The 14,069-nt window shown below is 39.9% G+C and carries 10 protein-coding genes; 4 read left to right on the top strand and 6 right to left on the bottom strand.

Annotation, left to right across the window (positions count from 1 at the left end; all coding sequences use genetic code 11):
- Positions 1-3: 3 nt before the first annotated feature.
- The 4 genes from AACH28_RS20355 to AACH28_RS20370 all read right to left on the bottom strand — a co-directional run bounded on the left by AACH28_RS20355 (position 4) and on the right by AACH28_RS20370 (position 6,922).
- Positions 4-1,074, bottom strand: a complete 1,071-nt coding sequence (locus AACH28_RS20355; RefSeq protein WP_341831350.1) for a hypothetical protein — start codon at positions 1,072-1,074, stop codon at positions 4-6.
- A 345-nt stretch (positions 1,075-1,419) separates the two neighbouring features.
- Positions 1,420-2,661, bottom strand: coding sequence for a 2-oxoglutarate dehydrogenase complex dihydrolipoyllysine-residue succinyltransferase (gene odhB, locus AACH28_RS20360; protein WP_286769997.1), 1,242 nt, complete (start codon positions 2,659-2,661; stop codon positions 1,420-1,422).
- 63 nt (positions 2,662-2,724) lie between these two features.
- Positions 2,725-5,466 (bottom strand): 2-oxoglutarate dehydrogenase E1 component, encoded by a 2,742-nt coding sequence (locus tag AACH28_RS20365; RefSeq protein WP_286736842.1) that lies wholly within the window; start codon positions 5,464-5,466, stop codon positions 2,725-2,727.
- A gap of 181 nt (positions 5,467-5,647) precedes the next feature.
- Complete coding sequence (locus AACH28_RS20370; protein ID WP_341831351.1) at positions 5,648-6,922, bottom strand: deoxyribodipyrimidine photo-lyase; 1,275 nt, start codon at positions 6,920-6,922, stop codon at positions 5,648-5,650.
- A 446-nt stretch (positions 6,923-7,368) separates the two neighbouring features.
- On the opposite strand from AACH28_RS20370, the gene AACH28_RS20375 reads away from it, so the two are divergent.
- The 3 genes from AACH28_RS20375 (at position 7,369) to AACH28_RS20385 (ending at position 10,688) form a co-directional block, all read left to right on the top strand.
- Positions 7,369-8,238, top strand: a complete 870-nt coding sequence (locus tag AACH28_RS20375; protein WP_336834999.1) for a hypothetical protein — start codon at positions 7,369-7,371, stop codon at positions 8,236-8,238.
- A 197-nt stretch (positions 8,239-8,435) separates the two neighbouring features.
- Positions 8,436-10,274, top strand: a complete 1,839-nt coding sequence (locus AACH28_RS20380) for a UbiD family decarboxylase (RefSeq protein ID WP_341831352.1) — start codon at positions 8,436-8,438, stop codon at positions 10,272-10,274.
- A gap of 78 nt (positions 10,275-10,352) precedes the next feature.
- A complete protein-coding gene (locus tag AACH28_RS20385; protein ID WP_341831353.1) occupies positions 10,353-10,688 on the top strand; it encodes a HopJ type III effector protein in 336 nt (111 codons plus the stop codon).
- A gap of 168 nt (positions 10,689-10,856) precedes the next feature.
- Here AACH28_RS20385 and AACH28_RS20390 read toward each other — a convergent pair whose 3' ends face one another.
- Positions 10,857-11,318, bottom strand: a complete 462-nt coding sequence (locus AACH28_RS20390) for a VOC family protein (protein ID WP_159731185.1) — start codon at positions 11,316-11,318, stop codon at positions 10,857-10,859.
- 176 nt (positions 11,319-11,494) lie between these two features.
- Positions 11,495-12,070: a Crp/Fnr family transcriptional regulator gene (locus AACH28_RS20395; RefSeq protein WP_336834995.1), complete on the bottom strand. Its 576-nt coding sequence runs from the start codon at positions 12,068-12,070 to the stop codon at positions 11,495-11,497.
- A gap of 231 nt (positions 12,071-12,301) precedes the next feature.
- Between AACH28_RS20395 and asnB the strand changes: the two genes are divergently transcribed.
- Positions 12,302-13,990, top strand: coding sequence for an asparagine synthase B (gene asnB, locus AACH28_RS20400; protein ID WP_341831354.1), 1,689 nt, complete (start codon positions 12,302-12,304; stop codon positions 13,988-13,990).
- The last annotated feature ends 79 nt before the right edge of the window (positions 13,991-14,069 follow it).

A 14,069-nucleotide genomic window follows, 5' to 3' on the forward strand; every position in this document is an offset into this window, starting at 1 on the left:
TTTCTACCTGTTCAATTTTGCGCGAATGCTTCTATCGATAATAAACAAAATCAAATCATAGACGAGGTAGATCAAGGGTAAGGTGAAGATGACCAACAGGATAAAACCGCGGGACTTTTCGTCAAAGACTCCATTGACAAGATAGTTGGCCAGACTGGACCAAAACCAGATGAAGAAGTAGAAAGAGCTTGGAATGATTAGATTTCCAAGTAGGAGTGCATAGCGGTATCGGCCAGTTTTGTATTTTAGATAAATACAGCGGATATGCAGGCATAGCAGGCATATTGACCCGATCAGGGCGAGCAGCTCGGGATGTACCCAAAGAATTGCTTGTGCTAACATGGAGGTTTTTAAGCCAACTTCAATATGAAAACTCTCTTTCTTTTCGACCTGATCAATTCTCCAGTGAACAATGGAATCTGTTTGTAATTTGGCTGTTCCCAGATCCTGTGTAAGTACATCCATCTTCCCGTCGAGGTGCAGATACAGTTCAATCGGGCCAAAAGACGACCAGTACCTGGAAGGGAATAGGAGGTAGTCAATTTGGTATCTGGTCCGAATATCCCGTCGGTCATAGCCCATATAAGCGCTGTATTGAACCTGAATGCTGTTATCACCTTTGTGAAGCTTAGCGGTAAAATGAAATGCATCATTCAGCGAAATACGTTTCCATTCATCGCTGTCGTAGCTGATTTCATAATAGCCATCCTTTAAACGTAAAAAGGGAAATTTTGAACCGGGCTGATCCATTTTTTTTCCTTCAATTTCGTTCTGATTGACAAGGATGCGATCCAATCCGTCCATATTTAAAGCGAGAAATACCAGTGGTAATTCGATAGCCTCTTCTGCATGGATGTTATAGACAATGCTGAAGTGACTGCGATAGTCCGAATTATAATCAGCAGTGTCTGCCAAAAGATGAATGTCAATACGCTCATTGGTAACTTTCAGCTTTGCGGCAGGAACAAGCTGTCCTGTTATGCTATGGGGGCTCATTGGATTTGCCATGTTGGCAAACAATGTCATTACAGCGAGTAATAGATATACAGTTGTTAGTAGAATTTTATACTTCATTTGCTTGATATTGTTTGCTTAACATCAAGTTTCATATTCGTATGCCGGCCTTTAAATGACAGTGTCGGTTGTATATTAGGATATGCTTGATCTTTAACAAGATGAAAGTAAAAATTAAAAAGGAGAAATTAAAAAGGCGATTTATATTCGTCTATCTCCGATTCATATTTGTCAAGTATATTGCTTCTATTCCGATGTCAATAAAAAACTTCATGATTTCGCAGGCACCCACAGCAATGAATGCGAACCAAAAGTCTTTCTGTCCAATAATAGGAGACTCTTTCAGAAAAAAAAGACCCATGCTGCAAAGCATAGGTCTTTTTATATTTCCAATTTTATTGCGGTTTAAACACCCAACAATAAACGAGCTGGATCTTCTAATAATTGTTTTACACGAACCAAGAAGCTTACTGATTCACGACCATCGATGATACGGTGATCATAAGAAAGCGCAATGTACATCATTGGACGGATCACCACTTGGCCATTTTCAGCAATAGGACGTTGGATGATGTTGTGCATACCCAAGATTGCAGATTGTGGAGCATTGATGATCGGCGTAGACATCATTGATCCGAATACACCACCGTTGGTAATGGTAAATGTACCACCAGTCATCTCGTCAATCGTTAATTTGTTGTCACGGGCTTTACCTGCCAATGTAGCAATTGCTTTTTCAATTTGTTCCAATGACATGGCATCAGCATTACGGATAACCGGAACAACCAAACCTTTAGGTGCAGAAACTGCGATTGAAACGTCTGCAAAATCAGAATATACAATCTCGTTATCTTCGATACGGGCATTTACGGCAGGCCATTCAGCCAATGCAGTTGTTACTGCTTTTGTAAAGAATGACATGAAGCCAAGACCGATACCAAATTTCTCTTTAAAGGTGTCTTTATATTTAGCACGAAGATCCATGATCGGCTGCATATTGACTTCATTGAATGTTGTCAACATCGCCGTTTCATTTTTAACGGCAACTAGGCGTTTCGCGATTGTTTTACGTAATGAAGATAATTTCTCACGACGTTCGTTTCTTGCACCCGCTACCGGAGCAACTGTCGCAGCAGGAGCAGCGGCAGGTTTTGCTGCTGGTGCAGCAGCTTTAGCGACAGGTTGAGCTTTTTCAGCATCTTCTTTTGTGATGCGTCCTTCTTTACCTGTTCCTTTTATTGTAGAAGGATCAATTCCTTTTTCTCTTAAGATTTTTGCAGCAGCAGGAGAAGCTGTACCAGCAGCATAGCTATCTGGATCTTCATCTTTTGCAGCGGCAGCCGCAACTGGAGCTGCATTTGACGCTTCTGCAGCAGGGGCAGCAGCTGGAGCTGAACCACCGGCAGGAGCAGCACCTTCTTCAATTGTACAAACAACAGCACCGATTTCTAAAGTATCACCTTCTTGTGCAATGATTCTTAAGATACCCGCTTTTTCAGCTGGTAATTCAAACGTTGCTTTGTCTGATTCCAGTTCGGCGATGTTTTCATCCATCTCCACATAATCGCCATCTTGTTTCAACCATTGTGATAAGGTTACCTCCGTGATTGATTCACCTACGGTTGGTACTTTAATTTCTAAGCTCATATATAATGTTCTTTATTGACAATTGCGTCCTATAGATAAGACGCAATTGATTTTAAATTGTTTTTATTCGAATGATTTATTTAAGATTTCTGCTTGTTGCGCAACGTGTTGTTTCATGTAACCCGTAGCTGTACTTCCACTTTCTTTACGGGCAACAAAACCTGTAAATGCAATCTCAGTACCCATTAGTTTACGGCAGTAGTAAGACCATGCTCCCATGTTCTCATTTTCTTCCTGAACCCAAACAAATTCTTTTGCCTTGTTGTATTTTTTACGGATTGCTTTCAATTGCTCTGTAGGAATTGGGAATAATTGTTCCAATCTGACGATAGCGATATCTTTGCGTTTGTCCGTTTCTTGTTTTTCTAATAAGTCGTAGTAAACTTTACCCGAACAGAATAACACGCGTTTAACGTCTTTTGCCGCAACATTTGCATCATCAATTACCTCTTGGAAAGCAGCTTCTGTAAAATCTTTCAACGGTGATACCACTTTAGGGTGGCGCAACAATGATTTTGGCGTAAATACAACCAATGGTTTACGGAACTCACGTACAAGTTGACGACGCAACAAGTGGAAATAGTTAGCTGGAGTAGTACAGTTTGCTAAGACCATATTCTCATCCGCACATAGCTCTAAGAATCTTTCGATACGTGCTGAAGAGTGCTCAGGACCTTGACCTTCCATACCATGAGGAAGCATCATAACTAAACCGTTAGAACGTTTCCATTTTGTCTCTGCACTCGATAAATATTGATCGACGATGATTTGAGCACCGTTATAGAAATCTCCGAATTGAGCTTCCCAGATTGTCAGCGAATTTGGATTAGAAGATGCATAACCATATTCAAATCCCAAAACAGCATATTCTGAAAGTAACGAATTGTAGATAGAGAATTTATCGCCACCTTTAATATTGGCTAAAGGAACATATTTCTCTTCCGAATCTTCAAGCGTCAATACCGCATGACGGTGTGAGAAAGTACCACGTTGTACATCTTGACCCGAGATACGTACACGGTTACCTTGATCCAATAATGTCGCGTAAGCCATCAATTCGCCCATTGCCCAATCGTATGAATCAGCAGTGATCATTTTGGCACGATCTTCAAACAAACGTGTAATCTTACGGAAGAATTTTTTGTCGGAAGGTAAGGTTGTGATTTCTTTCGCTAATTTTAAGAATAGATCTTTTGCAACTTTCGTTTTATCCGAAGTTGTTAATACTTCACCTTTTTTAGCAGGACGCAATCCTTCCCATGCACCTTTAAACATCGGGATCTCTTCAGTCAATACCTCAACTGTTTTAGATTCCTCAAATTTAGTTTGCAATTCAGCTTTAAATTCTTTCTCGATATTTTTAGAATACGCCTCGTCAATACTTCCTTCAGTAATTAATTTTTTAGCGTAAACTTCTTTCGGGTTCGGATGTTTTTCGATGATTTTATACAACAATGGTTGCGTGAATTTTGGTTCATCTGCCTCATTGTGTCCAAATCTTCTATAACATAACAGATCGATAAATACGTCTGTTTTATATTTTTGACGGTATTCAACAGCTAAATTAATCGCATAAACTACCGCTTCAGCGTCATCACCGTTCACATGGAACACGGGTGAAGAAGTGATTTTTGCAACGTCTGTACAGTATGTTCCAGAACGTGCATCCTTGTAGTTTGTTGTAAATCCAATCTGGTTGTTGATGACAATATGCACTGTACCGCCAGTTTTATAACCATCGAGTTTGGACATTTGGGTTACTTCGTAGACTACACCTTGTCCAGCAATTGCCGCATCACCATGAATGATGATCGGTGCAATTTTAGAAGAGTCACCTTCGTATTTGAAATCGATCTTAGAACGAACCATACCTTCAACGATTGGATCTACAGTTTCCAAATGCGAAGGGTTCGGTGCCAAACTTAAGTGGACAGATTTGCCATCGTTTGTTTTAACCTCAGATGAAAAGCCCAAGTGGTATTTTACGTCACCACCAAAGTTTACTTCAGGATCATCGGCATAAGTCTTACCTTCAAATTCAGAGAATACTGATTTGTAAGATTTACCCATGATATTAGTCAATACATTCAGACGGCCACGGTGAGCCATACCGATAACAAATTCCTGGATACCGATTTCTGCACCTTTTTCAATCACAGAATCTAATGCTGGAATTAAACTTTCCGCACCTTCCAATGAGAAACGTTTTTGACCTAAAAATTTAGTACCTAAAAAGTTTTCGAATACAACGGCGTGGTTTAATTTGTTTAAAATTCTCTTTTTTGTGTCCAAAGAGAATTTTGGCATGTTACGGTCCGCTTCCATACGGTCCTGTAACCATTTAATTTTTTCTGGGTTACGGATATATTTGAATTCTGCACCAATAGAACGGCAGTAAGTATCCTCCACCAATTGACGGATGTCTTTTAATGTCGCTGGACCTAAACCGACTTCAACACCTGCATTAAAAACGGTGTTCATGTCTGCTTCAGCAAGACCAAACGTTTCTAATTCCTTGCCAGGATAGTATTTACGTCTCTCACGAACGGGGTTAGTGTGTGTGAATAGGTGGCCACGGTCACGGTAGCCATTGATCATGTTCAGCACATTGATTTCTTTCAATACGTGCTCAGGAGTAGCTTCACCTACTGAACTTGTTGTTCCACCAGCATTTTGACCGAAATCAAAACCTTCAAAGAATTTTTGCCATCCGAAATCTACCGATTGGGGATCTTGCTTGTACGATTGATATAAGCCATCGACATAAGCCGAATCAGCATTACTCAAATATGTCAGATTGTCCATTTACAATTAAAACTATGAAATTTGTCAAAGTTATGAATAAAAAAAGAGTTTCTAATACTGAAATTGAATAATTTAATCAATAAATCTATCCAATTCTTAACATTTTTAGCATGATTTAAAAAGGGCTTCTAGCGTACTACAAATTTATTTTCTATTGGAATTATTTATTTCTGCCGAAGATTTATTTAACCAGTATTTCCTCCAGTTTTGGAAGTCCATTTGGGAAATGAGTTTTGATCAATTTTTGCCAATCCAGTGCTTTATTGTCTTTTTCGCTTGTCCCAACCCCGGCAATATGAGACCACTGTCCGTAAACAGTTGCTGGAGAATAATCTAATAGATGCTCTTCATACCAGGAGGCGCCACGAAGCCAGTTTACCTGATACTCATGAACTAAATAGCTGGCTGCGATTAAGCGTGCCTGATAAGGGATATAGCCGGTCTTCTGTAACTGGACCATCACACTGTTTATAAAATCGTGTTCTGTATGGCCCGATTTCCATTTTTCAAATAATTCTTCATTCCTCTCTAAGTTCGGATGATTCTGATGGGAGCTGTTTTTAGTGCCCTGTGGCTTAAAAAATATATTTGGATATTTTTTAAGCATAAACCTAAAATAATCGCGCCAGAGAAGAATGTCGACAATCTTTTCAAATCGTTTGTCCTTCTTACCTTCACCAAGTTTTTTGATATTGTTATAGAGTAAAATAGGTGACAAGATACCTGAAGCTATAAAAGGCCCTAGAATCAAGGGGTCCTGGTCCGTTTCCGGATAGGTTGACAATACCGCATGCATAATACTAAGCGCCGTATCTTCGCCACCGAGAATATAGATGTCATCAACAGATTTGATCTCCTCCTCTGAATAGCCTAAATCTTTTAATGACGGAATTTTGGTGTCCTCGAGATGGGGAGGGGTAAGGAAATTGGTCGGAAATGGGATTGGTTGCCGAACTAGACTTTCCCGCTCAACTTTTTTCTTGAAAATAGAAAAACCATTGGGTATATCTTTAATAGGGAAAGGAAGGTCTTCCTTGTGGTAAAGGGTATGGCCAATGAAATGACGCAAATTTATTTTACTGCTCCAAAGCTCACTTTCTACTTTTTCCGATATAGAAGTTTCCCGAAGTGCCACTTCGCGGTGATGATAAACCTCGTTGACTTGGTATTTTTGTGCTATTCTTGGAATAATATCTTCAGGCTTGCCAATATAAGTCAATAAATCGCTACCATGGCTCTTTAATTTTTCTTTTAAAGCGGTCACGGCTTCGATGACAAAAGCCGCCCGTAAAACACCGGTATTTAAGGTGCCAAATTGATTGCGGTCGAAATATCGGGGATCAAAACAGTATACCGGGATGATAAATGAACTTTTTTCAGAAGCTTGATAAAATACTTCATTGTCATGAAGTCTTAAATCATTTCTAAACCAGATCATTGTAGCCCTTTTGTCCATAGAGGTGAAGATAAATACTTTTTAGTGCAGCCTATTTTCAGAAGATTTACAAATATATAAGGATATTGTGTTCCTGAAAGTATTTATGCGCGAATTGACAAAAAAAGGACAATGACGGTACTTGTTTGAATGGTTTACTATATTTTGGTTAGGAAAAAATAAAAATAGTGTTAAACTTATTTTATGTTTCTCTGTTCTAAAATCAGGGAATTATGATATTTGTAGGTTATTGCCGCTGTTCTTGAGACAATCGGAGTAACATATTAAAAGCGTAAGAAAAACATGGAAAAGATAGCTGCATCACCAATGAAACCATCCTAGGGATTTTGTTCGTTTAAGAGATTGAAAGGGTACTAGGAAGAAACGATCTTATTTAATGGCTCACGATCGTGAGAACGAATCATTAAATCGTGATGGTTTCATAGCCATAAAAATAGAGAATACGAATGAAAAAGGTTTTAATCAGCGGGCTAAATACCTATTTGGGACGACGGGCATCCTGTTATTTGCAATCCAGCGATTTTGATGTAACGGGATTAGTGCGCAACTTATCCCTTTTTAATAAAATAGTGAAAGAAAAGGTAACGGCAAAACTTTTTGAATTGGACCTGCTGCGGAAAGGGGAAGCTTTCGAGCGTTTTCAAATTGCTGATCTCAATTTTGGGATTTATTTTACGCAAGTTCCCTCGCTTGACAATGATATACAGCTTCAGCTTGAACTGCTCGGCCTGCGCAATTTTGTAGAAATTTGTAAACGTGCCGGCAATAATCGTGTGATCTATGTTGCTCGGTTAATGGATGAACATTTCTTGGAGCCTGTACGTGATCTGCTGGAGAACTTACGTGTCCAATATACCATTGTGATTAAAAGTAGCGTGATCGGGAAAGAGAGTGTTTTGAATCGGATATTTGCGAAACTTGCCAAACGGCAGACCATATTTTACTGGAACTGGGTGGCTTCGCTGAAGTTTCGACCGCTGCCTTTGCTCGATGTATACCGCTGGCTGCGGGAAATGCCTTGGGAAAATAATTTTATATCAGAAGTTATTTACCTCGGCGGCAATGAAGAAATGACATTTAGAGGCTTATTTTACCATTTCCTCAAGTGCACTTCCGAGAGTCAAAAGAGAGAAATAGGCGTCAATAAATTTTTTGCTAAACTCTTGCTGACAAGGTTGAATGATATCAATAAAGAAGATATCGACGAATTTAGAAGAGTACTGTATTATGAGAAAAATGTAGATAATTCAACTTGGCAACGGGTACAGGCATTTGAATTTACTCCTTTGAAATCCTATGTCTGCATGGATACCTAGTGGGCTACTGAAGCCCTTGCTCGATGTGCTTGTTTTTGTTTGAACGTTGCTTTTAGGGTGTTTTGGCCATCTTATGTCGGTTGTATACGATGGTAGGGGAGCAAGATCGAAGATCGCTAAAGGTTTTTTCTTTATATCCTGTTTAATAAATTATTCTGTTAAATTTGTGGATTAACGTGTTGAAGCAGATTTAATATATGGGATACAATAGTTTAGAAGCATGTGTTGCGGATCTTGAAAAACATGGCCATTTAATCCGGATCAAAGAAGAGGTCGATCCGTATCTAGAGATGGCTGCAATTCATATGCGGGTATTTGATGTTGAAGGACCGGCATTGTATTTTGAAAATATCAAAGGTTCGGAGTTTCCCGCTGTATCTAATTTATTTGGAACGCTGGATCGTTCGAAGTTTATGTTTCGGGATTCGTTGGATCACCTGAAAAAATTGGTGGACGTTAAGATGAATCCTGCCGCAGTGCTGAAAAATCCCTTTCAATATATTGGTTCATCGATGACCGCCCTAGGAGCTTTACCCTGGAAAAAAAAGTCGGGGGCTCCCATACTTCACGGAAAAACATCAATTAGTAAACTTCCGCAGATTGTCAACTGGCCAATGGACGGTGGCGCTTTTGTGACGATGCCGCAGGTATATACGGAAGATGTTGCCAAACCTGGTATTATGCAGGCTAATTTGGGGATGTACCGGATTCAGCTTTCCGGGAATGATTATCTGCCCGATCAGGAGATTGGTTTACATTATCAATTACATCGTGGTATCGGGGTTCATCAAACTAAGGCAAACGCGCTCGGTAAACCTTTAAAGGTGAGTATTTTTGTCGGCGGACCTCCAGCCCACCCCTTGTCTGCAGTAATGCCGCTGCCGGAAGGACTCTCTGAGATGATCTTTGCCGGGGCATTGGGAAATAGAAGATTTCGCTATTTTTATGATGATGGAGGCTTTTGTATCTCTGCGGATGCGGACTTTGTTATTACAGGTACTGTTTATCCCAACGAAAATAAACCAGAAGGTCCTTTTGGGGACCATATCGGCTATTATAGCTTAACTCATCCGTTTCCTTTGATGAAGGTGCATAATGTGTACCACAAGAAAAATCCAATTTGGTCTTTTACAGTTGTGGGACGACCGCCGCAGGAAGATACTAGCTTTGGTGCTTTAATCCATGAAATTACGGGTGCGGCTATTCCAAAGGAGATTTCAGGTCTCCATGCAGTTAATGCTGTTGATGCCGCTGGTGTACATCCCTTGCTTTTTGCAATAGGGTCTGAACGATATACGCCTTATCAGCGTGTCGATCGACCGCAGGAAATTTTAACAATAGCCAATCAGATACTGGGTAAAAATCAGCTCAGCCTTGCTAAATATTTGTTTATTTCAGCACATGAAGATAATCCGCAATTGGATATTTATGATATTCCGGCTTTTTTGGGGCATATCCTTGAACGCATAGACCTCACTCGAGATGTTCATTTTCAGACCAATACGACTATTGATACCTTGGATTATTCCGGAGATGGATTAAATGCGGGTTCAAAGGTGGTTTTTGCTGCCGCTGGTACAAAGAAAAGAACATTGGGTCGTGAATTGCCTGCCAATTTTGAGCTGCCACGACCTTTCAATCAGGCAAAATTTGTCATACCTGGTGTTATTGCGATAGATGGACGGGCATTCTCCACATACGAGCATGAATCGAAAATTATGGCGGAATGGTGCCGCGCTGCCGCTGCAAGCTCCTGGGAAGGTTTTCCATTGATTGTTTTATGTGATGACGCCAATTTTACCGCTGCTACTGTCAATAACTTTGTTTGGACAACGTTTACCAGAAGTAACCCGGCGTATGATATTTATGGAATAAATAGTTTTACAGCATTTAAACATTGGGGTTGTGAAGGTCCCCTGATTATTGATGCGCGAACAAAACCCCACCATGCCCCGGCTTTGATTAAAGATGAAGCGGTGGAAAGACGTGTGGATCAGCTTGCTGCAAAGGGAGGTTCGCTGCATGGAGTTATTTAAGAGCGCTTAATGCCTGTTCATTCAGGTTTATGGTTGAGAAATTAAATTAGAATAGATTTTAAAAGGTATAACATCAAGATGAATACAGCAGAATTATTGATTAAATCAAAAGGAAGCGAATTACAGTTTCAGGAAGTATTGGCTCATATTGCCGATCAGTACAGCTATAGTCCCAGTGCATTTCAGAATGGGACGTTGAAAAATTCGAAAGAAGAAAATCAAGGTAGTGCAAAAGTTTTCTATTTTGCACAGTTGAATGGTCTTTCGCAGGAGGATACCTTGCGTCTTTTTGCCGAGCATTATCAGAATGTACTCGATAATCCTGAGGGAGAGGGACATCAGAACATTCGTCAATTTAGGACAAATGGCTGGGAAGGGATCCTGTTTGAGCAAGAGGTATTGGTAAAGAAATAATACGTTCAGCTTTAGGGGGAGCTTACGGTGGAATAGGGATGCCTTGCTGTAGCGACAGTTCCGATCGAGATCGCGTAAATAGGCAGAAGTCATCGAAAATAGAACGGGCGGTAAACAGTTGTTACCGCCCTTTTTTTTGCCAAATACATTACGGACTGTTTCGCTGGCTTAAGGCTTACTTTCGCAATCTTCTTCTTTATTTCCGCCAAAATAAACCATCCAGCAAATGCCAAATTGATCTTGAAAAGCGCTGTATAATTCGGCAAAGAATGTTTCGCCGAGCGGCATTTCAACAGCCTTTGCATTGGTACTCAGTGCATCGTATAATGTTTTTGCCTCTGTGGTGCTTTCACACATCAGCATGACGTAGCTGTTGTTTCCTTGAATGTATTGTTGACCAAAAGCAGGAATGACATCGGCACCCATCAACATGCTGTCTCCATTGATCGAAATTGCTGTATGACAGATTTTGTTTTTTGCTTCATCTGGAACAGGTGGCATTTGTGGATCAGCGGGGATATCTCCGTAACGCATGTAGCCTGGGTTCTTTGTGTTGAAGACTTTTTCATAAAAATTGAATGCTTCTTCACAGTTTCCGTTGAAATTTAGGTAAGCGTGTAATTTTGCCATGATTTCTAATTTTTGAATATAATGATTACTTCTTTTCGTTCTTTTTCTCAATTATTCTTCCCAGGGGACTACAAGAAATAGCGTGGGAGTACATTTGTAAAATTAAACTGAAGTTTTCTTAAAAATCTTGCCTTAAGGCAAGATTTAAAAATTAGTCCTTTATTCATTAAAAAGGATTAATTTCCGTGGACAATTTCTTTTCGAATACGGCTTAGGGAAGTGTCGGTAATACCCAAATAAGATGCGATATGTTTTAAGGGGGCTTGCTGTATCAATATAGGTTTTTCCTTAATCAGGCGTAGATAACGGGCAGTAGCAGGTTCTGTAATCATGGCAATAGCTCTATTTTTACTGTGAACAAGTTCTTTAGCCATCCAGGAACGGCCCCATTCCCTAAATTCGGGAATCTGATGAAAGAGTTCCTGAAAATCTTCAAATTTTATTTTCCAGAGACGGGTTTCCATGAGCGCCTGAATATTTTCCACCGTGGGATTGCGTTGAAAAAAAGAAGCCACTTCAATGACAACATCATTATCACTGCAGAAGCCGATGGTGACTTCATTACCTTCATAATCATGTAAAAAGGAGCGTGTAAGTCCGTACTCAATCAAGTAGTAAGCATTTGAAACCTGCCCTTTGGTCAATATAAAATCGCCCTTTTTGACGGTTATGGCTTCGTGTTTGTCCGTGATGGCCGTTAATTCCTGGGGTGTGAGCGCAAGCTCACTATAGAAGGTTCTAATTAGATCCATGTCCTGGTTATTTGATTATGACGTTAATTTAACGATAAATCCGCAGATCAATTGTTAATCTATTGTGTGATTATTGTAAACAAATAAGTGTTTCGTTGATAATTTTGTTTATGAATCTATTTTTAATAAAAACACAATAAAAATTAAAAAACATTATGAATTTAGTTTTTAATTGTTTTACTTTGTATCAATAACATAATGTAAAAACGAAATATTTAAAATTTTCATAATATGTGTGGAATTATTGGCGCTTTTGAATTAAAGCAACCTGCAAGCTCATTGAGATCTCAAGTATTAGAAATGTCAAAACGTATTCGTCACCGTGGTCCCGATTGGTCGGGTATATTCACTGGTGAGAAAGCTTTGTTGGCACACGAGAGATTAGCTATCGTTGATCCCAAATCGGGAAGTCAACCTTTGTACAGTCCGGATGGTAAAGTTGTACTAGCAGTTAATGGCGAGATCTATAACCACCATGAATTAAGAAATAGCCTTCCTGATTATGCGTTTTCTACACAAAGTGACTCTGAAGTTGTTTTGGCTTTATATTTAGCAAAAGGTCCCTCATTTGTGGATGAATTAAATGGTATTTTTGGATTTGCACTATATGATTCGCGTGATGATTCCTTTTTTGTTGCACGTGACCATATGGGTATTATCCCTTTATATTACGGTGAAGATGAACAGGGACAGTTGTTTGTTGCATCTGAATTAAAATCACTGGAAGGTTTCTGTACGACGATTGAACAATTTCCTCCGGGACATTACTTGTATAGCAAAGCTGGGAAAACTCCACAGCGCTGGTACCAACGTGATTGGGAAAGTTACGATGCCGTAAAAGACAACGAGACCGATATCGCCGTTTTACGCAAAGCTTTGGAAGATGCGGTACATCGTCAATTGATGTCAGATGTACCTTACGGTGTACTGCTGTCCGGTGGACTGGATTCATCCGTTATTGCCGCGGTAACGAAGAAATTTGCATCTAAACGCATCGAGAGTGACGATAAAGAAGATGCTTGGTATCCTCAATTGCATTCATTTGCGGTGGGACTGAAGGGTGCACCGGATCTAATTGCAGCGCAAAAAGCTGCAGATCATATCGGAACGATACACCACGAGATCAACTTTACAATCCAAGAAGGATTAGATGCTATTCGTGATGTGATCTATCACCTGGAAACTTATGACGTCACAACGGTACGTGCTTCTACACCAATGTATTTATTAGCTCGTGTAATCAAATCAATGGGCATCAAAATGGTATTGTCGGGTGAAGGTTCAGACGAGCTTTTTGGTGGGTATCTTTATTTTCATAAAGCACCTAATGCACAGGAATTTCATGAAGAAACTGTACGCAAGCTGAAAAAGCTTTATCTATACGATTGTCTGCGGGCAAATAAATCACTTGCGGCCTGGGGAGTAGAAGGACGTGTACCTTTCTTGGATAAAGAATTTATGGATATTGCTATGCGCATCAATCCTTCCGATAAAATGATTCGCGAAGGAAGAATGGAGAAATGGGTTGTACGTAAGGCATTTGAAGACTACTTGCCGGAGAGCATCGCATGGCGCCAGAAAGAGCAATTTTCTGATGGTGTAGGCTATAGCTGGATCGATACCTTGAAAGAGCAGGCTGAAAATAAAGTTTCTGATCAGGAATTTGCAGAGGCTTCAACGCGCTTCCCGATAAACACACCGAAAAATAAGGAAGAGTTTTTATATCGGACAATTTTCGAGTCCCATTTTCCTTCAACAGCGGCGGCACAAACTGTTCCTTCGGTAAAATCTGTCGCATGCAGTACACCAGAGGCCTTGGCTTGGGATGCTTCTTTCCAGCATCTGAATGATCCATCTGGAAGAGCTGTAGCCTCAGTCCACCAAGAGAGCTACGAGAAATCCAAAGTGGAAGCAGTGTAACTAATCAACCCTCATATCTATATTTAGTAAAGCCTGGAAAGATTCTTTTCAGGCTTTTTTATGTTCTCTTTTTAATTAA

This window comes from Sphingobacterium thalpophilum (assembly GCF_038396785.1).
GTDB lineage: Bacteria > Bacteroidota > Bacteroidia > Sphingobacteriales > Sphingobacteriaceae > Sphingobacterium > Sphingobacterium thalpophilum_A.